At 42.0% G+C, this 25,664-nt stretch carries 28 protein-coding genes; 17 read left to right on the top strand and 11 right to left on the bottom strand.

All coding sequences use genetic code 11. From position 1 onward, the window contains the following. Positions 1 to 103: 103 nt before the first annotated feature. Entirely contained in the window at positions 104 to 1,477 is a 1,374-nt protein-coding gene (gene hemN, locus BS636_RS07270) for an oxygen-independent coproporphyrinogen III oxidase (RefSeq protein ID WP_099338177.1), read from the bottom strand. Positions 1,478 to 1,715: 238 nt separating this feature from the next. On the opposite strand from hemN, the gene hemF reads away from it, so the two are divergent. The 7 genes from hemF to BS636_RS07235 all read left to right on the top strand — a co-directional run bounded on the left by hemF (position 1,716) and on the right by BS636_RS07235 (position 8,590). After that, entirely contained in the window at positions 1,716 to 2,660 is a 945-nt protein-coding gene (gene hemF / locus BS636_RS07265; protein WP_099338176.1) for an oxygen-dependent coproporphyrinogen oxidase, read from the top strand. Positions 2,661 to 2,940: 280 nt separating this feature from the next. Then, entirely contained in the window at positions 2,941 to 3,147 is a 207-nt protein-coding gene (locus tag BS636_RS07260) for a hypothetical protein (protein ID WP_099338175.1), read from the top strand. 92 nt (positions 3,148 to 3,239) lie between these two features. After that, a complete protein-coding gene (gene aroE / locus BS636_RS07255) occupies positions 3,240 to 4,028 on the top strand; it encodes a shikimate dehydrogenase (protein WP_099338174.1) in 789 nt (262 codons plus the stop codon). Positions 4,029 to 4,420: 392 nt separating this feature from the next. Then, positions 4,421 to 6,244, top strand: coding sequence for an acyl-CoA dehydrogenase C-terminal domain-containing protein (locus BS636_RS07250; RefSeq protein WP_099338173.1), 1,824 nt, complete (start codon positions 4,421 to 4,423; stop codon positions 6,242 to 6,244). A gap of 360 nt (positions 6,245 to 6,604) precedes the next feature. Next, on the top strand, positions 6,605 to 6,814 hold the full coding sequence (locus BS636_RS07245) for a cold-shock protein (protein WP_004786992.1): 210 nt from the start codon (positions 6,605 to 6,607) through the stop codon (positions 6,812 to 6,814). 377 nt (positions 6,815 to 7,191) lie between these two features. Beyond that, a complete protein-coding gene (locus tag BS636_RS07240) occupies positions 7,192 to 7,473 on the top strand; it encodes a hypothetical protein (protein WP_171265995.1) in 282 nt (93 codons plus the stop codon). A 148-nt stretch (positions 7,474 to 7,621) separates the two neighbouring features. Beyond that, positions 7,622 to 8,590, top strand: coding sequence for a hypothetical protein (locus BS636_RS07235; RefSeq protein WP_099338172.1), 969 nt, complete (start codon positions 7,622 to 7,624; stop codon positions 8,588 to 8,590). A 3-nt stretch (positions 8,591 to 8,593) separates the two neighbouring features. Here the strand turns inward: BS636_RS07235 and hemW are convergent, their stop codons facing one another. After that, positions 8,594 to 9,748: a radical SAM family heme chaperone HemW gene (hemW, locus tag BS636_RS07230; RefSeq protein ID WP_099338171.1), complete on the bottom strand. Its 1,155-nt coding sequence runs from the start codon at positions 9,746 to 9,748 to the stop codon at positions 8,594 to 8,596. A 124-nt stretch (positions 9,749 to 9,872) separates the two neighbouring features. Here hemW and BS636_RS07225 point away from each other — a divergent pair, with 124 nt between their 5' ends. Both BS636_RS07225 and BS636_RS07220 read left to right on the top strand, forming a co-directional pair. Continuing rightward, entirely contained in the window at positions 9,873 to 10,331 is a 459-nt protein-coding gene (locus tag BS636_RS07225; protein ID WP_099338170.1) for a DMT family transporter, read from the top strand. Between the two features lie 40 nt (positions 10,332 to 10,371). Next, positions 10,372 to 11,730 carry an MATE family efflux transporter gene (locus BS636_RS07220; protein WP_099338169.1) on the top strand — a complete coding sequence of 453 codons (1,359 nt, stop codon included), beginning with the start codon at positions 10,372 to 10,374 and terminating at the stop codon, positions 11,728 to 11,730. Positions 11,731 to 11,935: 205 nt separating this feature from the next. Here BS636_RS07220 and BS636_RS07215 read toward each other — a convergent pair whose 3' ends face one another. Beyond that, positions 11,936 to 12,151: a DUF1737 domain-containing protein gene (locus tag BS636_RS07215; RefSeq protein WP_099338168.1), complete on the bottom strand. Its 216-nt coding sequence runs from the start codon at positions 12,149 to 12,151 to the stop codon at positions 11,936 to 11,938. Between the two features lie 256 nt (positions 12,152 to 12,407). Here BS636_RS07215 and BS636_RS07205 point away from each other — a divergent pair, with 256 nt between their 5' ends. Beyond that, on the top strand, positions 12,408 to 13,706 hold the full coding sequence (locus tag BS636_RS07205; RefSeq protein ID WP_099338167.1) for an ABC1 kinase family protein: 1,299 nt from the start codon (positions 12,408 to 12,410) through the stop codon (positions 13,704 to 13,706). A 118-nt stretch (positions 13,707 to 13,824) separates the two neighbouring features. Further along, positions 13,825 to 14,076, top strand: a complete 252-nt coding sequence (locus BS636_RS07200; RefSeq protein ID WP_099338166.1) for a type B 50S ribosomal protein L31 — start codon at positions 13,825 to 13,827, stop codon at positions 14,074 to 14,076. A gap of 63 nt (positions 14,077 to 14,139) precedes the next feature. On the opposite strand, the gene crcB is transcribed toward BS636_RS07200, so the two are convergent. After that, positions 14,140 to 14,520 carry a fluoride efflux transporter CrcB gene (gene crcB, locus BS636_RS07195; protein WP_099338165.1) on the bottom strand — a complete coding sequence of 127 codons (381 nt, stop codon included), beginning with the start codon at positions 14,518 to 14,520 and terminating at the stop codon, positions 14,140 to 14,142. 167 nt (positions 14,521 to 14,687) lie between these two features. Between crcB and BS636_RS07190 the strand changes: the two genes are divergently transcribed. After that, entirely contained in the window at positions 14,688 to 15,020 is a 333-nt protein-coding gene (locus BS636_RS07190) for a HopJ type III effector protein (RefSeq protein ID WP_099338164.1), read from the top strand. 82 nt (positions 15,021 to 15,102) lie between these two features. On the opposite strand, the gene BS636_RS07185 is transcribed toward BS636_RS07190, so the two are convergent. After that, positions 15,103 to 15,654, bottom strand: coding sequence for a hypothetical protein (locus tag BS636_RS07185; protein ID WP_099339622.1), 552 nt, complete (start codon positions 15,652 to 15,654; stop codon positions 15,103 to 15,105). A gap of 195 nt (positions 15,655 to 15,849) precedes the next feature. On the opposite strand from BS636_RS07185, the gene BS636_RS07180 reads away from it, so the two are divergent. Further along, entirely contained in the window at positions 15,850 to 16,476 is a 627-nt protein-coding gene (locus tag BS636_RS07180; protein ID WP_099338163.1) for a class I SAM-dependent methyltransferase, read from the top strand. Positions 16,477 to 16,502: 26 nt separating this feature from the next. Here the strand turns inward: BS636_RS07180 and BS636_RS07175 are convergent, their stop codons facing one another. Both BS636_RS07175 and BS636_RS07170 read right to left on the bottom strand, forming a co-directional pair. Next, positions 16,503 to 17,081 (bottom strand): hypothetical protein, encoded by a 579-nt coding sequence (locus BS636_RS07175; protein ID WP_099338162.1) that lies wholly within the window; start codon positions 17,079 to 17,081, stop codon positions 16,503 to 16,505. An 11-nt stretch (positions 17,082 to 17,092) separates the two neighbouring features. Next, positions 17,093 to 17,569, bottom strand: coding sequence for a Holliday junction resolvase-like protein (locus tag BS636_RS07170; RefSeq protein ID WP_099338161.1), 477 nt, complete (start codon positions 17,567 to 17,569; stop codon positions 17,093 to 17,095). A 124-nt stretch (positions 17,570 to 17,693) separates the two neighbouring features. Between BS636_RS07170 and BS636_RS07165 the strand changes: the two genes are divergently transcribed. The 4 genes from BS636_RS07165 (at position 17,694) to BS636_RS07150 (ending at position 20,809) form a co-directional block, all read left to right on the top strand. Next, positions 17,694 to 18,338 carry a ParA family protein gene (locus tag BS636_RS07165; protein ID WP_099338160.1) on the top strand — a complete coding sequence of 215 codons (645 nt, stop codon included), beginning with the start codon at positions 17,694 to 17,696 and terminating at the stop codon, positions 18,336 to 18,338. Between the two features lie 117 nt (positions 18,339 to 18,455). Beyond that, the gene (locus tag BS636_RS07160) at positions 18,456 to 19,598 is read left to right on the top strand and encodes an AI-2E family transporter (protein WP_099338159.1); all 1,143 of its coding nucleotides are present in this window, start codon (positions 18,456 to 18,458) and stop codon (positions 19,596 to 19,598) included. A 127-nt stretch (positions 19,599 to 19,725) separates the two neighbouring features. Next, complete coding sequence (sodC, locus tag BS636_RS07155; RefSeq protein WP_099338158.1) at positions 19,726 to 20,289, top strand: superoxide dismutase family protein; 564 nt, start codon at positions 19,726 to 19,728, stop codon at positions 20,287 to 20,289. 217 nt (positions 20,290 to 20,506) lie between these two features. Next, positions 20,507 to 20,809, top strand: coding sequence for a DUF3817 domain-containing protein (locus BS636_RS07150; protein ID WP_099338157.1), 303 nt, complete (start codon positions 20,507 to 20,509; stop codon positions 20,807 to 20,809). A gap of 153 nt (positions 20,810 to 20,962) precedes the next feature. On the opposite strand, the gene BS636_RS07145 is transcribed toward BS636_RS07150, so the two are convergent. The 4 genes from BS636_RS07145 to BS636_RS07130 form a co-directional block, all read right to left on the bottom strand. Beyond that, positions 20,963 to 22,192: an MFS transporter gene (locus BS636_RS07145; protein ID WP_099338156.1), complete on the bottom strand. Its 1,230-nt coding sequence runs from the start codon at positions 22,190 to 22,192 to the stop codon at positions 20,963 to 20,965. 148 nt (positions 22,193 to 22,340) lie between these two features. Then, on the bottom strand, positions 22,341 to 23,426 hold the full coding sequence (locus BS636_RS07140; RefSeq protein ID WP_099338155.1) for a hypothetical protein: 1,086 nt from the start codon (positions 23,424 to 23,426) through the stop codon (positions 22,341 to 22,343). A 76-nt stretch (positions 23,427 to 23,502) separates the two neighbouring features. Further along, entirely contained in the window at positions 23,503 to 23,874 is a 372-nt protein-coding gene (locus BS636_RS07135) for a hypothetical protein (protein WP_099338154.1), read from the bottom strand. Between the two features lie 151 nt (positions 23,875 to 24,025). Then, complete coding sequence (locus BS636_RS07130) at positions 24,026 to 25,435, bottom strand: FAD-binding oxidoreductase (protein ID WP_099339621.1); 1,410 nt, start codon at positions 25,433 to 25,435, stop codon at positions 24,026 to 24,028. Positions 25,436 to 25,664 lie beyond the last annotated feature (229 nt).

Raw genomic sequence — 25,664 nt, 5'->3', positions numbered from 1 at the left:
CCCTAACCCCTCTTTGAAAAAGAGGAGGAATAAAAGCCTCCCTTTCTTGCGCTTCAACTTAAAGCAATGCTTAAGTCTCGCTCAGGGAGGTTTGGAGGGATTCTTAAATCGTCATCGAAAAAATCCGGTTCTCCGGCATTTTGCGCTTGAGTCTCAGGTCGAAAGCCATACAGATATTGCGTACAAAAGGTTTCCCTTTCTCTAAAACTGTGACTAATGAGTCTTCGATTTTAATTAACTCATCCTGCGCCATTTCTTCCAACTGCTCCAGCACATCCTCAATTTCAGCAAACTGCATCTTAGGATCAGCCCAGGAAGTAGTGAAGCTACACATCAAATTCAGAATATGTTTACGGATAATCAAATCTTCCTGACTTAAGATATGTCCTTTAAAGACCGGGATCTCATTTCTTTCTAAATATTCATAATATTCTTCAATGGTTTTCACATTTTGGGCAAAGCCGTACCAGCTATCACTGATAGATGAAATTCCGAGTCCAATCATCACCTGGGTTTTAGATGCCGTATAACCCATAAAGTTACGGTGCAAAGAACCCTCTTTAAAAGATTGGTACATGCTGTCACTTTCCAAAGCAAAGTGATCCATACCAATTTCATGATAGCCATGTACTAGAAGTTTATTTTTGCCTTCTTCATAGCACTGGCGTTTGATCTCATCTTTCGGTACATCGACATCCTTAAAGCCGCGTTGGCCATTGCCCTTGATCCATGGCACATGCGCGTAGCTATATAAAGCTAAACGATCTGGCATAAGGGTATTAGTTTGATCAATAGTATTCAGCACATCATCTAGGCTCTGGAATGGTAAGCCAAACACCAGATCATGTGAAATCGAGGTATAGCCAATTTCACGCGCCCATTCGGTCACCTGTTTGACGTTTTCATAAGGTTGAATGCGGTGAATGGCTTTTTGCACAGTCTCATTATAGTCTTGCACGCCGTAGCTGACCCGGCGGAAACCCAAGTCATACAAGCCCTGCAAATGTTCACGAGTGGTATTGTTCGGATGCCCTTCAAAGCTAAATTCATGTTCAGGTGCAATTTCGGCTTTGGACAAAATCCCCTGAATCAGCTGAGCTAAATGCTCAATTGAAAAGAAGGTTGGTGTACCACCGCCAAGGTGAATTTCTTTAATTACCGGTTTTTGTTCTAAGAGTTCGCAATACAGATTCCATTCTTTTAACACCGCCTGAATATAAGGCTGTTCAACTTCATGACGTTTAGTGACACGTTTATGACAGCCACAGAAGGTGCACAGGCTTTCACAGAATGGCAGATGGATATACAGACTAATACCTTCAGTCTGATTCGATTCAAGGAAGGAACGCTTTAAAGTCTGTTTCCACAACTCCAGTGAAAAATGCTGTTCTTCCCAATAGGGAACAGTTGGATAGCTGGTATAGCGTGGACCTGGGACATTATATTTTTGAATGAGGGAAGCAGCCTGAACCGACATATTATCCACCTATAACCATCAAGAACTGACCCAAAGATTGGGCATCTCAAGCTATTGTGTGGGGGCTGAAAAAAGAATTCAACCCAGCATATCAGTCGGATTTAGAAGACTACCCCACCCGGATTTATCATGACTTGAAAGTCTTTTCAGATGGTCAGTATCGGCAAATACACCTTAATTTTTATGTCATTTTATGCTTTGATGTAGGCAGTCTTTCTTTCTCCCCATGAGGGCTTTGATGCAGCATCCAACTTCTGCGGATATTCAACGCGTACGCGAATTCCTCCTCGACTTACAGGCGCGCATCTGTGCGGCTCTCGAACAACAAGAACGTGCTGGCGGTGGCTCGGCTGAATTTATCATTGATGAATGGGAACGCCCTGAAGGTGGCGGTGGCCGCTCACGTGTCCTGCAAAATGGCACGGTGATTGAAAAAGGCGGCGTGATGTTCTCGCACATCAATATTTCCAAGCTGCCTGCTTCTGCCACTGAACGTCATCCACAGATTGCAGGCGCTAAAGCACAGGCGATGGGTGTGTCTTTGGTGATTCACCCTAAAAATCCGAATGTGCCGACCTCACATGCCAATGTGCGTTTATTTGTCGCTGAAAAAGAAGGCCAGGATCCGATCTGGTGGTTTGGCGGCGGTTTCGATCTGACACCGTTCTACCCAAATGATGAAGATGTACTTTCATGGCATCAGACTGCACATGACCTTTGTGCGCCATTCGGCGAAGATGTTTATGAACAGCACAAAAAATGGTGTGATGATTATTTCTACTTGAAGCACAGAGATGAACAGCGTGGTGTCGGTGGTTTATTCTTTGATGACCTGAATCAATGGGATTTTGAAACCTGCTTTAAATACATGCAGGCGGTTGGTAATGGCTATCTAGAAGCAATCTTACCTATCTTCCAGCGCAATCAGGACAAGCCTTATACCGAAGCACAGCGTGAGTTCCAGCTTTATCGTCGTGGACGCTACGTGGAATACAATTTGGTTTATGATCGCGGCACTCTGTTTGGTTTACAGACTGGTGGGCGGATTGAATCCATTTTAGTCAGCTTACCTCCACTCACTGGCTGGTCCTATCGTCCCGAATGGGCTGAAGGTTCTCCAGAAAAAAGGCTTACCGATTATTATTTGAAACCACGAGACTGGCTGAAAGGGTTAAAGAAATAAATTTGATACCTGTAAGAATGCTCTTAACCTGAGAGCATTTTTTTGATCTGATGAATTTCTACATGAAAAAGATCTGATCCTCCCTCTCTTTAAAACGCCATTGTGCTCACAAAAACTATTCTAAAATTCACAAAAGTAATTCTTTGATACAATAAAGGTGAAAGAAAAAAATCCTGTAAACATTTAGAAACCTTTCTTTATATAAATAAGCAGAAATGCCCTCACTTCGTCGCAAGCTCTCCTGTATAGTAAAATCTTAAAAACACAAGGTAAAAAATATATGCAGCTACAACGTCGCAATAATCATGTGCTGATGATGTGGATATTTCTGGCCGTGACAGTCAGCGCAATTACTACAACATTCTTAACCAAGGATCTTCTCCTAGACAGTCTGGCAATTAGTGTCAGTGTTCTTATGATTATTGGTATTATTTTAAGTGGCGCCCTGCTACTGACTGAACGTATTATTAAAACCTGTAATTCCTAAAAATAAGCTTATAGAATTAGACCTTTCTTCACTTTAGTCCATACCCATTTTCACGTATATTGTTGGGCATTTCAGCACATGGACACTGTGAAATGAGCAAACAATTTGCTGTTATTGGCAACCCGATTGAACAATCACGTTCTCCTGAATTACATCATGCCTTTGCCGCTAAAACCGGCATTGATCTCATCTATAGTAAACGCCTCGCTCCGCTAGATGGCTTTGAAGCCAATATTCAGGACTTTTTTGCCCAAGGCGGTATCGGCATGAATGTCACGGTTCCCTTTAAAGAACAAGCCTATGCCCAGTGTCAGGTGCTGACTGAACGCGCCCGTATTGCTGGCGCAGTGAATACGTTATGGATGGAAAATGGCATCTTGCATGGTGACAATACTGATGGTCAAGGCCTGGTTGAAGCCATTCGTGCGTTAGACTGGAAGCTGGAAAATACCGATATTCTGATTATTGGTGCTGGTGGTGCGACTCGTGGCGTGATCTACCCCCTCGTACAAGCAGGTGCGAAAAAAATTGTCATTGCCAATCGTACCCTCGCCCGTGCTGAACAGTTAATTGCGGATCTGAAAGATGCCGTACCACAAGCTGAACTGCAAGCGATTGCCTTAACTGATCTAGCGGGTAATTTCGACATCATTATTAACGCGACATCTGCCAGCCTGAGTGGTGATGCCTTAATCCTGCCAGAAGCACTACAATTTAAGCATGCCTATGAAATGGCCTATGGCAAACCATCCACTTTCCTGGATCAAGCTCGTGCGCGTGGTGTTCCTACCGCGGAAGGTTTTGGCATGCTGGTCGGTCAAGCGATTGAATCTTTCTCCATCTGGAATGGTGTCAAACCTGAGCTGAAAGATTTTCTTTAAGCTGCTTTAAGCTTTCATTGTGATTCAAGAGTCTCTCCGGAGGCTCTTTTTATTTTCCGACAGAAGGCGATACCCAAACTCTAAATTGGATTTAATGACACTACTTCTATTCATTTATAGGTAATAATATTTGCGAACAAATTACTCGAAATATCATCTGGACAAATCCATTATTTATTCGTTAAAGTCATTTCATATAAGCTTTTTTTATTTTTCACCACTCATTATTACTTCATACCTTTAACTTGAATTGCCTATATTTTTAGATCAATTCGATTCGCCTTTCTGACATTTTTATTTGCGTGCCTTATCAATGTATTTTTAACAGCAATGTGAATAATCAGAGAATCGATACAGATAATCCAAAACTATTTTAATCAGGATTAAAACGCATGCCAGCATATAAAGCCCCGTTACGCGACATTCGCTTCCTTATGAATGAAGTGCTTGATTACCCTGCACATTACCAGACGCTGTCAAATGGTGAATATGCCGATACTGACACCGTGGATATGATTCTGGAAGGTGCGGCAGATTTCTGTGAAAACGTGCTTTCTCCACTGAATCAAAGTGGTGATCTGGAAGGTTGTCATTTTGAAAATGGCGAAGTGACTACACCGAAAGGCTTTAAAGAAGCATACGATCAGTTCGTACAAGGTGGCTGGCAAGGTCTTTCTTATCCTGAAGAATTCGGTGGTCAAAACCTGCCAATGTCTTTAAATCTGGTGAAATCTGAAATGATGGGGACGGCCAACTGGTCCTTCCAGATGTACCCAGGCTTAAGCGTCGGCTGTATCAACACGATTATGCAATTTGGTTCAGATGAGCAAAAAAATCTTTATCTACCACACCTGGTAGCAGGCACTTGGTCCGGTACGATGTGTCTGACTGAACCACAATGTGGTACCGACTTGGGTCAGGTCAAAACCAAAGCTGAACCAAATGCGGATGGCACTTATGCGATTTCAGGCACCAAGATTTTTATCTCTGCTGGTGAACATGACCTGACTGAAAACATTATTCATATCGTACTTGCGCGCCTGCCAGATGCACCTGCAGGCACTAAAGGTATTTCCCTATTCATCGTACCGAAGTTCATTCCATCAGCTGATGGCGGTGTCGGTGAACGTAACCCGGTAACTTGTGGTTCGATTGAACACAAAATGGGGATCCGCGCATCTGCAACTGCAGTGTTGAACTTTGATAATGCAGTCGGCTACCTAATTGGTGAAAAAAATAAAGGTTTACATGCAATGTTTACCTTTATGAATACCGCACGTATCGGTACTGCAATTCAAGGGATCTGCCATGCAGAGCTGTCTTTCCAAGGTGCTCTGCCTTATGCCAAAGAGCGTATGTCGATGCGTGCCCTTTCTGGCAAGAAAGATCCAGAAAAAGTAGCGGATGCCATCATTCACCATGCTGACGTGCGCCGTATGTTGCTGACTCAGAAAGCGATTGCTGAAGGTGGTCGTTCAATGATTTATCACGCAGCGCAAATTGCGGACAAAATGAATGATGCTCTGGTTCGCGGTGATACAGCAGCATTTGAAGCGCATGATGATCACTTAGGTTTCTATACTCCTATTTTGAAAGGCTTCCTGACTGAACTGGGCTATGAAGCAGCGAATCACGGTATGCAAGTCTTTGGTGGCCACGGCTATATCAAAGAATGGGGTATGGAACAGATCGTACGTGATTCACGTATCTCTACCTTGTATGAAGGCACAACAGGCGTACAGGCACTGGATCTGATCGGTCGTAAAGTGCTGTTAACTTCTAAAGGCAAAGTGATTCGTGACTACACCGCAGAAATCCTGAAATTCTGTGGTCAGCATGCTCGTAACAAGTATATGCGCCGTTTCGCTTGGGACTTAACCAAGCTATGTGCACAGTGGAATGCATTAACTGTTCGTATCATGCTGGCTGCCCGTAAGGACCGTGACATCGTATCTTCTGCATCTGTCGATTTCTTGATGTTCTCAGGCTATGTGATGATGGCGTATTTCTGGGCTCAACAGGCTGCCGTGGCTTCAGCGAAACTGGCTGAAGGTAACGGTGCTGAAGTTCCTGAGTTCTATAAAGCGAAGATCAAAACCGCTGATTTCTACTTCGAGCGTATGTTGCCACGTACGCAAGGTCATGCTGAAGCGATGGTCAATCCATCTAAAACCATGACTTCACTGGCATCTGAACACTTTAGTTTCGATTACTAAGTTCTCGCTGAATTTTTAAATTAAAAATAAGAAGAGCGCCACGGCGCTCTTTTTTTTGTTTACGGCTTAATAAATCCTTGATTTTATGATGCTGTCGAAATTTTCTACAATTTTATTTTCAGTGATATCAACTGCATAAAAAATAATAGTGATATACAGCTTGAATATCTGAGAATTCCGGGTATGATGGTTGCAACTAGAAAAATTCTTGTTTTGGTTAGTCTTCTTTAAGTATCGCAGTTTTAGTCATAAACCTCCGTTTTTATAGATCAAAAGCTCCATCCTGTCTATTTTTCCAAGTTACATCTTAGTCATTCAAAATGATTGGCTATAAATCAATAAAACTCAATAGGTTATATTATGTCTAATACAGTTACCGGTACAGTTAAGTGGTTCAACGAAACTAAAGGTTTTGGCTTCATTCAACAAGACAATGGTCCAGACGTTTTCGCTCACTTCAGCGAAATCCAAGGTTCAGGTTTCAAAACTTTAGCTGAAGGCCAAAAGGTTTCTTTCAGCGTTGCTCAAGGCCAAAAAGGTCCTACAGCTACTAACATCACTGCAATCTAATCGTTGCTAAGATGAAAAAAAGCACTCATTAGAGTGCTTTTTTTGTGCCCTAAATAAATGAATGTTCACCTCAAATCAACTAATTAAAGCCTTACTTCTCTCCAAGCCCTCACCTTTCAATTCAAGATGCTCTACCAAATTTATTCATCTGATTTCAAAAGTGTAAAAACATGAAGGAATTAAGAAGAAGTTTGATGATTTTAAAATCAAAAATTATGATTTAAAGCTTCAAAATAATGTTAATAATTTAACTATTTCATAAACTTAAATTAAAAATAATAAAAAACTTTCAAGTTTACAAAAGCGCAATCTATAGCTTCATCTTCTCTCCACTACAGACTCTTATGATGAGCTCATTGAATAAATAGAGGATCACCATGAAAAAATTGATTTCTTCCCTCATGATCGGCTTGATCGCAACTACTGCAACTATGTCGGCAATGGCTGCACCTAGTAATAACCATCATGCTCCGTCACATGCAGCGCATTTTGATCATAAACCAATGCCCCATAAAGGTGGTTTCCATAAAGCGCCCCCTAAACCGCATTTCAACAAACATGACCGTCATGACAGATTTGATAAGAAAGACCATAAAGGCTTCTTCAACAAAAATCATCACAATGGTCCACACCACAAAATGCCGCCTAAGCATCGTTAAGATGAATAAAAAAAAATGAGCGCCTGTGCGCTCTTTTTTATAAAAATTATTTCTTAACAAAAATTTTAATTGTCTTGACGACTATATTTAAGAAAAATAACCTCTATCAACTATACTTTAACAGTTCTTTTAATGAGACTTGAATATAATGAAAATATTACTTACCTGCACTTTAGGTTTAAGTATTTACCTTATCTCATTAGGAGCTATAGCAATTCCTCTTAATCAGAATTTTCTCGAAAAAAAATCTACATTTTTTTCAAATTTATTTGATCAATATTCAAATAAACCTACTCTTGTATTAAGGCGAGGTGCAGGAAAAAATAATGTTGTTCAAGGTCTAACGATAGATTCTAAACGTGAAACCTTTTATACATTACATGTTACTGGCAATCCTGAAAAAGGAGTGTTAAACCGTTTTAAAATAAACAACAAAGCTAAACAGTGGATAGCTAGCGATACTCAAAACCCTTCTAATTTAATTGGACATCAAGGAATTACCCTAGATCCTTTATCTGGTACTCTATATAGTTCAAGTGGAACAGGGGTTGTAAATAATGGTTGGTATATTACTAAGTTTAATTATAGTCCAAAATCCTTACCTAAAAATATAAAAATTATTAAAGTATTTGATGAAACCTATAATACCAATTTGAATACGATGCCTTCTATTTCTCCGGATGGAAAAATAATGGTAGTAAGAGGAAAAAAGGGGAAATCAAATATTATACGGATCTATTCTTTTCCAAAGATTAGAAATCAAACAGATATTACCTCAAAATTTAATAATGAATGGCAAGTTGATCCGGATTTTACTCAAGGCGGACAACCATTCCAAGCAATGACTACAGATGGTAGATATGTGTATATGTTAAGCGGGAAAGGAAATTTATTTTCTAAACGCTTATACGTTTATGATCTATCAGGAAAAATTATTCAAAAAATAGATAATCTTAATCTTGGTATGAGAGAGGCAAGAACTATTGGTAATTCTAACCTCTGGGAACCTGAAGGTTTAGCGATTGATGGGGTGAGAAAAGAATTAAACATCCTTTTTGCAGTAGGAGATAAAGGTCACCGAAAGGCTCACTTACATCGAGTTAGAATACAAGATTAAGTCTTATAAAAACTCTTCCAAAACTGAATTTAAAAATATATGTCCCTGCTCGGTACATGCCAGACATTCTAGATCTTCAACCATGAGTTTGCGCTGACGCAGTGAAGTCAGCAATTCATTTAGGCTATCCAGACTGAGGCCAGTACGCTCTGCATACAGCTTCGCTTCAACACCCTCATTTAAACGCAATGCATTCATCATAAATTCAAATGGCATGTCTTCCGCTGCAATCGGCTTAAACTGCAAATGCTCTGCGGGTACTTTGGCTAAATAGTCTTTTGGCAAACGGGTTTTCTGGAAACGATAAATCCCATCCGGTTGAGTCACTTTCCCGTGTGCCCCAGCTCCAATCGACAAGTAATCGCCAAACTGCCAGTAATTCAGATTATGCGCCGATGGCAACTCCTTACGCCATGCAGAGACTTCATAATTGATAAAGCCCTGAGATTTTAAATATGCCTCACCCTGTTCCTGAATATCCTCCAAGACCTCATCCACAGGTAAAATCGGTTGAGTCCGGAAAAATACAGTATTCGGTTCAATCGTGAGCTGATACCAGGAGATATGGGTTGCACCATTTGCCACCGCAAGTTTTAAATCATTTAAAGCCTGTTCCAAAGTCTGTTCTGGCAAGCCATGCATCAGATCAACATTGATACGCTGAAAACCAGCTTCTTTGGCATGCGCAATCGCCGAGATTGCATCACCATTGCTATGAATACGCCCCAGCTTTTTTAAATGCTCAGTATTAAAACTTTGTACGCCAATAGAAAGACGGTTGATTCCAGCAGCCAGATAACCAGCAAACGGATCATGCTCTACCGTCCCCGGATTGGCTTCCAGGGTAATTTCACAGTCTTCTTCAAACGGAATTAGTACTTTTAATTGGCTAAATAGCCACTGATAACCTTGCGCAGAAATCAGCGACGGCGTACCGCCACCAATAAATACACTATGAATCTGACGCCCCTGTGCAAAGCTAACCTGGGTTTTAAAATCTTCAACCAAGGCATGCAAATATTCCTGCTCCAAATCCAAAGACAGTTTACCGTCAGGCACCGCATGCGAATTAAAATCACAATATGGACATTTGCGCACACACCATGGCATGTGGATATATAAGGACAGTGGAATAGCGGCAGGGTTTAAATCAGTCAAGGACAGTGCTCAGAACATCAGATGAATTTTGTTGTATTTTAGCATGACAAAAGTACCCTGCTTATGAATTCTGATCCGCTTTACAGTAGACTCAGTTTAGTCCAACAAAAACAAGACCCTGAGAATGAAAATATCTTCCGAAATCCTGCTGTTTATTCCTTTGGCAATGGCCATTGGTATTGCCCTGAGTTTTCAGACCGGTATTAATACCCAACTGCGGGAATATTTATATTCTCCCTTACAAGCTGCCCTTTTCTCCTTTCTGATTGGTACAATATTGCTTGCTGTGTTGGTATTTTTTCAGCAGGTCGATAAACCGGGCCTGAGCACATTCGCACAATTGCCCTGGTATTTATGGTTGGGGGGTGTTCTCGGCGTCTATGCGATCAGTATGAGCATCTATAGCGCGCCTAAACTTGGGTTACTCGCTTTGTCCGCTCTGGTGATTTTTGGACAGCTGGTTTCATCGATGATCATCGATCATTTTGGCTGGCTCGGTAGTGAAAGAATACAACTCAACTGGCAACGTCTTCTGGGTGGCGTGGTGATTTTTATAGGTGTGCTTCTCACTTTACAACGCTAAACCTTATATCTAAGCACATGATGAAAGATGAGTATTTTTTGTGTCGAATGTTTCGTCAGCCACAACCCTAAGCTTTGAATTAAAACGACTGTTTACTTTAATGTTGCCAATTTTGGTAACCCAGTTTTCCCAAGCCGGACTTGGTCTGATTGATACGATTATGGCGGGGCATTTGTCTGCAACTGACTTAGCTGCCATTGCAGTTGGGGTCGGTTTATGGATTCCAGTGATGTTACTGTTTAGTGGCATCATGATCGCCACGACTCCTCTAGTTGCAGAAGCCTATGGCGCTCGTACTCCTGAAAAAATTTCAACCATTGCACGCCAATCGCTTTGGGTTGCGTTAGTGCTCGGGATCATTGCTGGTTTAGTCTTGCAAATTCTGCCTTTAACCCTACCATTACTTGGTGTACCGGAAAGCTTACAACCTAAAGCCAGTTTGTTCCTGCACGCGATTGGTTTTGGTATGCCGGCTGTGACTATGTATGCAGCGCTGCGTGGTTATTCCGAAGCGATTGGCTATCCTCGACCAGTAACCGCTATCAGTTTATTAGCACTGCTGGCATTGATTCCGCTGAACTACATCTTTATGTATGGATTCGGTCCGATTCCAGCACTCGGCAGTGCTGGCTGTGGTTTTGCTACAGCGATTCTACAATGGCTGATGCTGGTTACGCTTGCAACTTATATCCTAAAAAATAAGTCCTATCAGGCGACCCAACCTTTTACTCATTGGGAAAAGATTAACAGCTATTGGCTCAAGCGTATTTTAAAACTCGGTCTGCCAATCGGTCTGGCAATTTTCTTTGAAGTGAGTATTTTCAGTACGGCGGCGATTGTGCTGAGTCCGCTTGGTGAAACCATTGTCGCAGCACACCAGATTGCGATTTCGATTACTTCGCAGCTGTTTATGATTCCAATGTCCTTGGCGATTGCACTCACCATTCGTGTTGGCACCTATTATGGTGAGAAAAACTGGGTGGCGATGCGTAAGGTGCAATGGCTCGGTTTAGCCACTGCCACTGTACTTGCGATATTAACCATGCTTCTGCTGTGGTTCTTTAAGCATGAAATTGTGGCGTTGTATACCTCAGACATGCAGGTTACCCAGATCGCAGTATATCTGGTGCTGTTCGCAATTGCCTATCAAATGATGGATGCATGGCAAATCAGTGCCGCAGGTTGCTTACGCGGTATGCAAGACACAAAAGGTCCGATGTGGATCACCATGATTGCTTATTGGGTGATTGCCTTCCCGGTTGGTGTCTATCTATCTCGCTTTAGTGATATGAGTGCTGCCGGTGTCTGGGTCGGGCTGATTGTCGGTCTTAGTATAGCTTGTGTACTTTTACTAATGCGTCTCTATGGCAACAATAAACGTTTAAGTCAGCAGGCTTAAAAAAATTAAAAAAGGATTAATTTTCAAATCTATATTGAATTACCTATCAGGCGGCATGGATGCCGTCATTGATCTGTGCTACAGGGAAGTAGCATCAGACCAATGAAGGGGTTTTGTTACTTTTGCCCCGTCAAAAGTAAATCAAGCCTACACGCTAATATCAAAACCCTAATAACAATATGCGGCCGTGCTGAAATCAACCCAATCAAGATTGACCTGCCGATATTGCATCCTTTAAGCCCTGCGGAATCTCCGACTCATCTGCTACTTCTTTAATCACCACCTGCCCCACAATCACATCCGTACCATTAAAAGTCATGGTGGGTGAGCCATACAGCTCATAACCTTCATTCAATGCCTTGGTGACTCTGGCACAAAAATGCACATCATCCTTGCCGGTAAAATAACGATAAACTTTCATGAAATAGTCTTAGCTTAAACAATGCTGACTATTCTAATCCCATCAATATATAAAAAATCAAAATGAATATTCAGCCTAATCAATACTTATAACGAAACTAAAGCTGGATTGGCATAGTTTTTGGAAGACTTTTGAAGGAATTGTGAAGCATGAGATTGACCTGGCAACACAACCTCTACAATTAGTTATAGGCATTTACGCCTTTGTCACCTATGATCAAAGGCAGTATTAAAAAGATGATTTTGAGGAATTCCGCATGGCAAAAACGGCTAGCACACCCGGTCGTCGCTTTATGAAACTTGCCGGTATGACAGCAAGTATCGCCAGCAAAACACTATCAAATTCTATTAAAAATTTAACTGCCGACGAAGAGCAGAAAAATGCATCGCGCAGCAAACTTTTTCAGGACATTGGCGTGCAGATTGCTGACACTCTGGGAGAAATGAAAGGCGCGGTAATGAAAGTGGGTCAGATCGCCTCTCAATATAAAGACATTTTCCCGCCTGAAGTGGCACGTGCCATTTCTAAGCTGCAACGTCAGGCGCCAGCTATGCCATTTAATGTGATCAAAGCCCAGGTCGAAAAAGAACTCGGTAAACCACTAGAACAGATTTTCCAGGATTTTGAACCTAAACCTTTTGCAGCTGCCTCGATTGGTCAGGTGCACAAAGCCACCTTACCGAATGGTCAGCAAGTCGTGGTCAAGGTGCAATATCCGGGTGTGGAAGAAGCCTGTGAAAGCGACCTGAAACAGGTTCGTCTGGCACTACGTCTAATGGGCGTATTGAAAATTGACCGTAAACTGCAAGATCAGCTGTTTAAGGAAATCCAGCATAGTCTGGACGATGAGCTGAACTATGAGATCGAAGCCCAGAATCTGGATGTAGCCCGTGCTTTCCACGAAACCCTGGATAGCAAAATTATGATTCCGCAAGTTTATCCGGATTATTCATCCCGCCATATTCTGACCCTAAGTCTGGAACATGGTGAAAGCATTGAAACTGCCAGCACCTGGCCATTGGAAATTCGTAATGATTTAGGGCGTCGCCTGTTTCGTGCCATAGGTCAGGAAATTTTCTATTTGCGCCGTTTCCACTGTGACCCACATCCGGGTAACTTCGCCTTCCGTGAAGATGGCACTGTCATTATTTATGATTTCGGTGGCGTGAAAACTTTATCTACAGAGGTGATTGGTCATTTTAGAGAGTTAGTCCATGCCGCTCGGGAACAGAATATCCCGATGATTGAGCAGCAGTTAGACTCACTCAAATCACTTACAGAACTGGGCAAATTCCCTCAAGAATTATATGAACAATGGCTGGAAGTGTTGTTACGTCCACTGAATGGTTATTATGATTTTGAGGAAAACTCGGCACATCATGATGGTATGGAATTGATTAAACCATCCTTAAAATATTGGGATGTATTTAAGCCCTCTCCAGATACGTTAATGGTGAACCGGACCATTTCTGGACAATACTGGAACCTGATTCATTTGAAAGTTAAAGATGACTTGAGTGATGTCTTTGAAGAGCTGGTACCGAAACGTGCTTAAGCTTTAATAAGAATCACGCCTAGATACAGATCGTAACCGAGCTTATATTGAAAATAATATTGTTATATTATAACATAACAATTAATCTAATCATTGTTGTTCAAGCAAGGTGAAAAATATGCGTTCAGATATCCATCCAGAGTATCGTGAAGTGTTATTTCATGACACCAATGCCGATGTTTATTTTGTAATTGGCAGCACCATGAATTCGAGTCAAACCCGTGAATTTGAAGGCAAGACCTATCCTTACGTCACTCTCGATATTTCAAGTGCATCTCATCCCTTCTATACCGGTGAGCAGCGTCAAACCAGTAATGAAGGCCGTGTAGCAAGCTTCAACAAACGTTTTGCACGCTTCAAACGTGGCTAAATCTTAAAGGTCTCTTTTCTAAATACCTCGATTGTCAGGAAATCTCCCTAATTTCCTGACTTTTTATGCCTGCGCTAAAGCCAGCTGAGTCAGATAGAAACCGATCCCGAGCATTAGCACACCAACAACCACACTAGATACGACATAACTCACAGCGATAGTTACCGCTCCCTGTTTAAGTAACTGAAAGGTCTCTAGGCCAAAACTGGAAAAAGTAGTAAAGCCACCCAAGATTCCTACCATCAACAGCAATCGTGCTTCATTTTGCAGGAAACTATATTTCTGGCTAAAGGCAAAGAAAATACCAGCACATAGACAGCCAATGATGTTGATCCACCAGGTTGGCCAAGGAAATACCATCTGCGGCTTGGCGATTAGCATGCCTGTTCCATAACGCAGTGTCGCCCCGATCGCGCCGCCTATTGCCACTAAAAGCCAGTTCATGTCCTCTCCGTCATCATTCAATCTTAAATACATCGCCAGCCATTATGCTAGACGAGAATAATGAATAACATCATGCACCTAAAATTGCACAATGAACATGGATCTTTGCCAAAAAATTGGTATATTCGACGCCATTCAAATTTATTTAAGTTCTAGAGGGAAAGTACATGGCTCAGGAATTACTGGCTCAATTGGCTGCTGGCGAAGCAAAATTTGCTGATGTAATCGCATTCATTGATGCACGCTATCAGCACACACCAACTGCATTTAAAAATGGTAAACAAGCCAATGCGGCAACTGAAAACCAAGGCAGTGCCAAAGTATTTTCTTTTGCAAAACTGAATGATTTAGATCAGGCACAAACGCTAAGCCTGTTTGCTGAACACTATGTAGTAGTACTGGCAACGCCTGAAGCGACTGATCATCAGAATATCCGTCAGTTCATGATTAATGGCTGGGATGGTATCCAGTTTGAAGGCGAAGCACTGACTGCTAAATAAGTGCTACACCAAGCCATAAGAAAACCGCTCTTTTGAGCGGTTTTTCTTTTCTATAGTAGGCAGTGAATAAGCTTCTCTATAATTAACTACGCTGTACTTTCTCAATCCATTGGATCGAACTAACACGGAACACTTCACAGGCACCATCGCCGGTATCTGTCGGGGTCAGTGAAGACGTCCAGACCAGATCTTTATCACGTACTTCAACCAGCTCGCCTTTCAAGCGTACCAAATCGCCACGCTTCACCTGTTTAATCGCTTTAGCAATTTGAGGATTAGCAGGAATGATGTGCATATTGGATACCATCTGCATGGCCTGCGCTTTTGGCACCGGCAGACGATCCATTTTCCAGTTCAGATAACGGTCATACTGATTCACCGTGATATGACGGGCAATTTCCGGCTCAGCAAACAGTCCCCAACTCACCGCATAATCGATCGGAGAAAACTTGGCTTGCGGATCATTGTTATAAATTTTTGAACCCAAAATCCGGAAGTCACCTTTAAATGGCTGCAATACCGAAATTGACTGACCTTTTGCCACAGGTGGCAAGCCTTTGGCGATATTATGCTCTATGGATGCCTGTGACAGCACCGGTAACATCAGGCCCAGACACAGGGCAATATGCTTCATGCTTTTCAACATCATCTTGCTATTATTCCAATCTTCTCAGTTCATCTGTTTTCCAACTATCTTAGCGCGAACTTGTGAAGGAAATAGTTGAAATTGGTAACAATGTGCTGCGAATTAGTCGCACTGAAAATTACATTTTCTAGGATATTTTCAGTTAAGCTAAGCCTAGTCCAGCAACAAATCGAATTTAGAATTATGCTGTATAAATTTTATCAAAAACACATTTTTCCACACCTGCTGAATCAGGTCATGCAAACTGCATCACTGATGGATCTGCGCCGTGAATTACTGCTTGGCGTTTCTGGCGACGTTCTAGAAATCGGCTTTGGTACCGGGCTGAATCTGCCCTTCTATCAAGGCGTAAATACTGTCTATGCCTTAGAACCCAGTACCGAGATTTTTAAACTAGGAAAAGAACGGATTCGGTCTGCACCCTTTTTAGTTGAGCATATTCTTGCCAGTGCCGAAGCACTGCCTTTTGATCGTGATCAGTTGGAAAATGTGGTTTCGACTTGGACTTTATGTAGCATCCCTGATCTGCATCAGAGCCTGAAGGAAATTTATCGGGTACTGATTCCGGGCGGGACTTTGCATGTGGTGGAACATGTACTTAATCGGCAGAATCTAAATGTGCAACGCTTACAGCATTTACTAACCTCAATTCAGAAAAAAGTCGCAGATGGATGCCATCTTGATCGGGATATTGAAACTGCCTTACTCGAAGCCGGTTTTGAACTGGATGAAGTAAAATATGTTGATGCTGCGGGTATTCCAAGTATTGGACAGCGCATGCTGCTGGCTCGAGCACGTAAGCCTGCTTAAGGCATTAAATATGAAATTAAATAATATTATTGAATCTGAATAGATGTCACTTTCAGCATCTGACATTGCGCACGATGTTTCGATCCAGTTCCTGCGTGAAAAGCCTGGCCTGTAGTCCCGGAATGAACTGAGACAATGTCACCTTGAAGATGAACCTGCTGTCCTGATTTCAGACGGCGGATTAGATTGGCAATATTTTCATTGGCCGCAATCAGGCTAAAATGTTGTACATGAGTTTTAATTGTTTCCTGCTCTGCATTATTGATTGCGCCTTCAATCTGAAAGCAGCGTTTCGGCTTATCCAGCTCCAGTTCCGCTTGCATATCTGGCAAAGGCTGAGTGGTAAGCAAGACATCAATGTTACTGACATAAGCCAGATCATTAAAACTGCCAACGAAGGGACTGGCCTGATGCAAAACACGACGGTCTGGCTTGATAAAAGACTTATCCAAAACCATATAAGTTGCTGAAACAGGCTGCACCGATTCCACCTTGAAATTCTTGAGCACACCACTTTCTTCCAAATGTGGAATGGCACGAAAATACTCCGACCAGATCCAGACGCCAAGCGCGAACAATGCTGCCGTGATCAGTAACTTATCCATACGACATTTTCCTAATCCTCAAATTCTTCAAAGTCGATGCGGATGGTTTCAAAGCGCACCCGCCCTTCCTGAATCGCCCGGGCAATCGCCTGCTGCCCTTTGGTCAGTCGTGCCCCGCCACTCTTGATATCAATCAGTACCACTTCAATATCTTCGGCCAGACCATCACCATCACGAAAATCGGTATAGCCATCAAAGACCACATAATCCACCGGGTCACCCAAGAACTTGGCATCACTCGGTAAATACTGAAACTCAGGCATGATCGGGGCTAACTGCTCGGCCATTTTCCCCTTAAGCACGGCACGGCTAGTGTTCACGCTACGCTTTTGAGCTGCAGTTAGTGCCTGCTGATGTTCTAGTTCAAGCTCGGCAATGTACTGCTCATATTCTGCCTTAATCCGGCCATTACGGCTTTGTCCCAGAATCAGGGTGGTCAGTACAATCCCGATACATGCCCCTATTAACATCGCCATCCATATGGACATTCAATCTTCCTTAATTTGCTACTTAAGTTATGGGTAGATTCGACTGAAGTCGAGGTTTTCTGCCATCTGCCGGCCTGTAAAGAATGATATGCTAGCAGTGTACAAAAAGAAATCATCCCGACTCATGAAAACGATTTTAGTTGCCAATCAGAAAGGCGGTTGTGGCAAGACAATGACTGCCATCAGTCTGGCGTCAGCACTGGCCCAAAAAGGCTACAAGGTTGCGCTTGCTGATGCCGACAACCAGAAATCTGCGCTGCAATGGCTAAAACATCGTCCTGAAAATGCCGCACCCATCCAGAGTCTAGACTGGCGTAGTGCCAAATCTATTGGCGATGCGCCGAAGAAAATCGAATATCTGATCATTGATGCTCCGGGTGCGTTGAATGGTGACCATGCAGAACAATTGGTCAGTGAAGCACATGCCATTATTATTCCCTTACAGCCTTCATTCTTTGATATCGATTCGACCCGACGCTTCCTGAAACATCTTCAGGAGATCAAGCGAATTCGCAAAGGCAAAGTCCAGATTCTGCTTCTGGCCAATCGTACCCGCCCCAATGCAGCATCCAATCAGGAAATCCAGCAGTTCTTTGACCGGATTGAACAGCAACCGGTGGCCTGGATTGCTGAGCGTGCACCGTATGGACGTCTGGCGATGCAAGGTCTGTCGATCTTCGATAAACCACAAAAAATGTACCGCGAAATGCAGGAACAATGGCAACCTGTATTAAATGCCATTATCGATGATCCAACCCAGTGGTTCTAAATCCACAGCGCGCTATATCTTTCTTTGTTATAAAAGAATCCGTATAACTTTGTCAGTGTGCGTTTTCGCCCGGCTTTTTTTCAGTTAATATGCCTGACAGACCTAAGGAATGAGTCATTGAATTCAGTGCAACAATACGCGCCAACAATACAAAAAGTTTTACTGTTCGGATTGTTTTTTATCCTGCTTTATTTGAGTTTTAATGTCCTCAAATACTTTATTGTACCTGTCGTTTGGGCAGCCATTATTGCCTATATGACCTGGCCGCTGTATCAGTCCATCAAGCGCTCTGTTGGATCAAGACCGAACCTGAGTGCGATTATCATGATGCTGATGGTGACGTTGGTAGTTGGTATTCCGCTGACCTTTGCCATTTTCTTGCTACAACATGAAGGTCGCAACCTGTATTTCGAATTGCAGAAACAGGTCTTTTCTGGCCATCTGACTGTTCCAGACTTTATTCGTAACCTGCCGATTGTGGGTAAGGAAATTTCTCGTACCTTACGTGACATCAATAACGACCCGAACAGTATTGCCCAAAATGTTTCGATCTGGATTCAGGGACATCTGAACTACGGTAAAGTCCTATTTAATGAGATCAGCAAAAACCTAATTAAATTGACTTTTGCGATGATGTCGTTGTTTTTCTTCTATCGCGATGGTGAAATCATCCTGAAGCAGGTGAGTAAAGCGCTAGAAAAAGTCATCGGTCCACGTGTGCATCATTATCTGGATACCATTTCTGACACCACGCGTGCCGTGGTCTATGGTGTTGGTTTGACAGCGATTGCACAGGCATTGCTGGCTGGCGTGAGTTACTTTGTCGCGGGCGTGCCGAACCCCATGGTACTCACCATTATCACCTTTATATTCGCCCTGATTCCGTTTGGCCCGCCAATGGCCTATGGCGCAGTATCACTCTGGCTATTTTCACAAGGTCAGACCATTGAAGCAATCGGCGTGATGGCATGGGGCGTATGTATCGTGAGTACTGCAGATAACGTGATTCGTCCATTGGTGATTTCCGGTGCAACCCAGATCCCATTCCTGCTGATCATGTTTGGTGTACTGGGTGGTATTGCCAGCTTTGGTCTGATTGGTGTGTTTATCGGTCCAGTGATTCTGGCGGTATTGTTGGCAATCTGGCGTGAATGGCTACATGAAAATAACCAACATGAACCATTGATGATGCCGAAAGCCACCATGGCTTATGATCTGGAAGAAGAAAAGAAAGATCCTCCGCCAACATCTCCGCTTTAAATGATGTCGCCAAGTCTTACTAGGATTACAAAGCTAAAACATTTAAGTAATTCATCTATATAGAATTGCCGAAAATTGTCTGTTTCAATGAAGGCACATAATCAAAATAAGTATGGGATGCCAAATCATGTCTTCATTGTTTAAGTCATCGATGTTCAAGTTATCCGCACTCGGTGTGATCAGCGCTGCACTGTTCACCGGTTGTGCAACTTCCTCTACCCAACCAAGTATCGACAATATGAAAGCAGTTACGGTGAATGCCGTATCACCACAAGGTGTTGGTCAGTCCATTGGTATGGTTTACCTGGCTGATAGTCCGGCAGGTTTGGTAATTCGCACCAATTTAAGCGGTTTGCCTGCGGGTGAACGTGGTTTCCATATCCACGAAAATGGTTCATGCGACCCAGCTGAAAAAGACGGAAAAGTAGGTGCTGCAATTGCTGCTGGTGGTCACCTGAATATAAACCAATCACCGAATCACGGTACGCCAATGAGCGGTCACTTGGGTGACTTGCCAACATTGAAAGTAGCAGCAGATGGTACTGCTAAAGTGACTGTGGTTGCACCACGTTTGAAACTGGCTGATGTTCAAGACCGTGCCATTATGGTTCATGCCGGTGGCGATAACTATTCCGATTCACCTAAACCACTTGGCGGTGGCGGTGACCGTATTGCCTGTGGCGTGATCTAATTCATTTGCTATAGCGGAGCACCTTCTCGAAGGTGCTTTTTTTATGTCTTATAAATCATGTAGATCATTTTACCAAAGTGCAAAAACGTAGCTAAAACCGACCACACCACTCTAAATTATTTATTTAAATACAAATACTTATAATTATTCAAATCTGTTTATTCTGTTATTTATATCAGCTACACTCAACCCAGTTTTTTATTTTTGAAATGTGCTTATGAACATCAAAACCTTGCGCCTGGTTGGCCTGATTGAAGGTATTTCTTTTCTGCTGTTGTTATTCATTGCCATGCCTGTGAAGTACATGATGGATAACCCGATTTTGGTTAAATATATCGGCATGGGTCATGGCGTGTTATTTGTGCTTTTTCTGGTGGTACTGTTTACCGTATGCGAAAAACAGAAATGGTCACTTAGCATTTTTATAATGGGACTGATCGCTTCGATCCTGCCGTTTGGGCCATTTATCTTTGATATGAAATTGAAAAAGTTGGAGCAGCCGGTGGTTGAGGAGGCTTAACTTCTACCCTCTCTCTAACTCTCTCCCAGAGGGAGAGAGGACTTTTAATCCTCTTTCATTTTTCGTTGTGAATTCTAAAAACTATTAAATTTATAATAAATGTTCCCTCTCCTTTCAGGAGAGGGTTAGGGTGAGGTTATTAAGAAAACAATATCAAAACTTTCCTCTTCCCTTCCTTTCTGCCATCAGCGTTTTTAAACACGCTCTTGGAATACCAAACCATAATGCAATCAGTACAGCGCAAGAAATACTATAGCCCCAGATATCGTAGGCTTCATAAATCACTCGTACCAGTTCAATCACACCGAAGAAACTTAGCATCATCAGCACTGACAAAGCCGCGGCTACAGTGCCTTTAGACACTTCAGAAGACATCAAAGCAAAGCGGTAAATTACTGAGAAACTCAGACCTTCACCGAAGCTAATTAAAGTCATGCCGAGAATCAGGCAATGCACAAAATAATCTGGGATAAACAGACCTACGACGATCACCAATGTCCCCACAAACATCATGGGTACGGCGCGCATAACCGTTTGACCTAATGGCATTTTGTCGATGATTTTCAGTAGCACCAAATTGCCTGCAATCAAGCCACCCAACACTGGAATTTGTGCCAAGCCGTACTGCATGCTGGTCAGACCTAAATGCTCGACTAGCATCACTGGAGACAGTGCAATCCACAGCATCAATGGCATACAAATGGTTGGCAATGACATGGTCAGCGTGACAAAACGCTTATTCTTTAAAACCTGTTTAAAGTCATCCCAAACATAGCTGAGTGGCTGTTTCACCCGACTGATTTGAGGATCAGGCATTTTGGCTTTCAGACCAAACCAGCTTAGAAAAGCTAACAAAGCAATACCGATAAAACCCCAATGCCAGGACACGTGCTCAATCATAAAAGCACCGAGTACTGGTCCTAATAATGGCGCGAGCAAGGATACATTCGCCATCAGTGCCATGACTTTAATGGCATCACGTTCTTCAAAGGTTTCCTGAATTGCGGCATAGCCCACTGCCCCAATCACAGACAGGCCAAAGCCCTGCAAAAAGCGTAATGCAATAAAGCTTTCAATATTTGGGGTAAATAAGATTGCCAAACAAGTCAGAACAAAGAAAGCTACGCCACCGAGCAGTACAGTTTTACGACCTAGTCGATCTGACAGAGGTCCAAGCACAGCCGCAATAAATGCTCCACCCAATAAATAGAAGGACATGGACGATGGTGCCCAAGTACTACTCACACCAAAGTCTTTAGTAATGGCGAGCATGGCTGGTTGTACCAGGTCATTGCCGATATAGACGGAGAACTCAAACAGCACCAGCGCCAATGGGAACATAATGGTGGCGCGAGTGAGTTTTGTGGTCTGGATATTTTGCATGGAAGAGTTAATGCTCATTTACTCTTTTTGGAATTTTAAAAGAGCTGAATTTGAAAAAATTTGGTGCAGTTTAGCAGAGTTTCTTGTTTAAAGCTTTTGAGCTAAGCCTACCGTACATTGTTGCCCGATAGGCTTAACTTAGAAAATGTTAACTTCCTTCAGCAACTTTCTTAATTTTAAGTGATTCAGCTAAAACCTTGTTTGCCTCATTTAATAATTTAATTTGTTCCAACGAATTATCAGAATTTGAACTAGCTTTTGAATCGTTATAAAGCTCTTGTCCAAAGAAGCGATCAGCTAAGATTTTCCGAAGTTCTAAACGGTCTTCATCTTTAAATTCACGTGCATAAAGTGGGAATGAGGAAAGTTCTGTACCTAACATTCTTGCTTTATAAGCGACTTGTCGATGCTTAGATGATTCCCGAGCCAAATACCAAGCTGGTGTTGTTAGACTAAACAGCATTAGAGTTTTTACAAGACTACCCCAATCAAGTGGGATATAAATATAATTACTATCTCTTAAATGGTTCCAATTTTGAATAGATACATTAAGAAACCCGAATATTAGAATAATTCCAATAATTAAAAAAATTCCTAATGCCCAATTTCTATATTTATTAGCTATTAATATCTCTTCCATATAGATTTCATCATACAATTTTTTTATTTCTGAATTTGTGACCTCATCTGTAATTTTATTAAGTAATTCTTTTTTCGTTTTTAATTCACTGATAAGTAGATTAGCGTCTTTATAAGAACTTAGTGTTTCCTTTCTTTGATCCTCAACCTTATCAATTTTATTTTCTAAATCTTTTAGCTCAGTTCTACAACGTTTTAAGCTGAAAGCTAGTTCTTCTGAAAGATGAATATATCTCAATCTATTCTGTAGAATTTCCTCACAATCAATTTCATAACCTTGAAATACTGCGGATTGGGATCTTACACTTACAAGTTGAGACAATAATTTTTTGCTTAATTCTTCTATTCTCGGTAAAAGGTCATCTCTAAAATTAGCTAAAAAATTTCTAAAAATACTTGCCAAATCAAGTAGTACTGTATGATTCTCAAGCTTATAAAAATAACGCCATTCTTTATCTGAATCATCAAACTCTTTGAATATTTTTATAATATGAGGATATTTTTCTAATCCTGCTAATGAATATTTTTCTTCTAAAAAATGCAAAGAAACATATATCTCTTTTATCGCATCCGAAATATTCTTATTTGTACTCAACTTTTATCCCCAAAAGTAAAAAAGCGCATCAATTAGATACGCTTTTAACCAAATTTTGTTTAAAGATCAAACAAAATTATGGACATGTCTCTTGCTGGAATTTTTTAGGATCGCTACTGCGTGTGCATTGATACATCTTCTGAGTATTCACTAACTCCCATTGACGACCATCCAACTTAAAGTGATAAATGGTTTGAATTGCTTTTACCGAATCATCTTTTAAGCCTGTTTCCGTCACCTTCACCTGTCCTGCCGTAGGCGACTCTGGATTATTAAAAAATTGTCGTAACTCTACCGTCGCCATTTCATTACGCAATTCAGGACGTAATTTTAGAACCTGTTCTAATGGTGTATCTGGGGTATGCACTTTAGCAATGATATTCTCTGTTGTAGCACAACCTGTCACCGCCACACCCAAAGTTGAAGCAAATAAAATTATACGTAGCATGGTCTTGTTTCCGTTGTGATCTTTCTTATTCGAAACTATGATGCCGAGCTTTCTTTTAACGAACTATTGAGACTATGTAAGTGTGTTTACATAGCAATAAAAAAAGCGCACCTTTCGATGCGCTTTTGTAAATTTTTAAAATCCGATCTGATTAAAGGTCAAATAATTTACCCGGATTCATGATGCCTTTCGGATCGAATACCTGTTTCAAAGCTTTCATATATTCGATTTCTTCAGCTGAACGGGTGTATTCAAGATAAGGTTTCTTGGTCATACCCACGCCGTGTTCTGCAGAAATTGAACCGTCATATTTCTTCACAGTATCAAATACATACTTGTTCACAACTTGGCATTTTGCAAAGAATTCATCTTTCGTCAGGTCAGCCGGTTTCAAGATATTCAAGTGCAAGTTACCGTCACCAATATGACCGAACCAGCAGATTTCGAAGTCTGGGTAGTTCTCGCTCACGATCGCATCAATTTCTTTAATAAATGCTGGTACGTGAGTGATTAATACTGAGATATCATTTTTGTATGGAATAAACGGTGCGATTGACTCAGAGATGTCTTCACGCAGACGCCATAAGCTGTGTACCTGTTCCAGGCTTTGGCTCATTACGCCATCCAGTACCCAGCCTTGTTCCATACAATGCTCAAAGATTTCCATCGCCTTGTCCATGATCGGCTCAAACGGCGCTTCAAACTCAAGCAATACATAGAATGGGCACTCAGTTTCGAATGGACGTTGTACATGACCATTTGCCAGAACTTTCTGCATGGCAAGTTCACCAAAGAACTCGAATGCAGTCAGGTCAATTTTCGCCTGGAAAGCATGCAGTAATGGCATGATGGCATCAAAGTCAGGTACACCGAGTACCATCACTTGAAGATCTTGTGGTTGACGCTCTAGTTTGATTTCAGCTTCAGTCACTAAACCTAAAGTACCTTCACCACCAATGAACAGGTGTTGTAACGCATAACCAGTCGCGTTCTTGATCATGCCCTTGTTCAGACGCAGCACATCACCTTTACCTGTTACTACAGTCAGGCCAAGTACCCAGTTACGGGTCATGCCGTATTTGATCACTTTAATACCGCCGGCATTGGTACCGATGTTACCGCCGATCTGAGATGAACCTGCAGATGCAAAGTCTACCGGGTAGTACATGCCTTGCTCTTCAGCATAGTTTTGAAGCTGTTCAGTTACTACACCTGCCTGCACGCGTACCATACGGTCAGCCGGGAAGAATTCCAGAATCTGGTTCATCTTGTCCATGCTCACCACGATCTCGCCATTCGCAGCTACTGCACCTGCAGAAAGACCAGTACGACCGCCTGATGGAGTCACAGCAACATTAAACAGGTTAGCAAGCTTTACAATTTCTTGAACCTGTTCAGTGGTTGATGGGAAAACGATGACCGATGGGTTTGGATCAAAGTGCTTAGTATGATCGCGCCCCCAATTCTGGAGACTGTCCTCATCAGTTTTAATACGGTTTTCACCCACAATTGCAGTCAATTGGGTCAATAACTCAGGGGTTAAAGCGACTGGAGCATTCATCGTTTGCAGACCTAGCATGAAGTAAACAAGAGAGAGATCGTCCGTTCATTTGCATATTTTTCAGGCATCAAGGCCTGTATGAAATTCAGACGATGCATGACCATTAAAGCATCAAAATGGGCTGCTTTAAAAGCATGGCGCAATATTATAAGCTATTTTTGGGTGATTCCCTGAAAAAATGACAATTTTGATAATATACCTTTGAAAATGATAGTTTAATTCAACCAAA

Source organism: Acinetobacter sp. LoGeW2-3 (assembly GCF_002688565.1).
GTDB lineage: Bacteria > Pseudomonadota > Gammaproteobacteria > Pseudomonadales > Moraxellaceae > Acinetobacter.
Note: the sequence above shows the minus strand (reverse complement) of the source record. Positions and strands in the feature narration are given on the sequence as shown.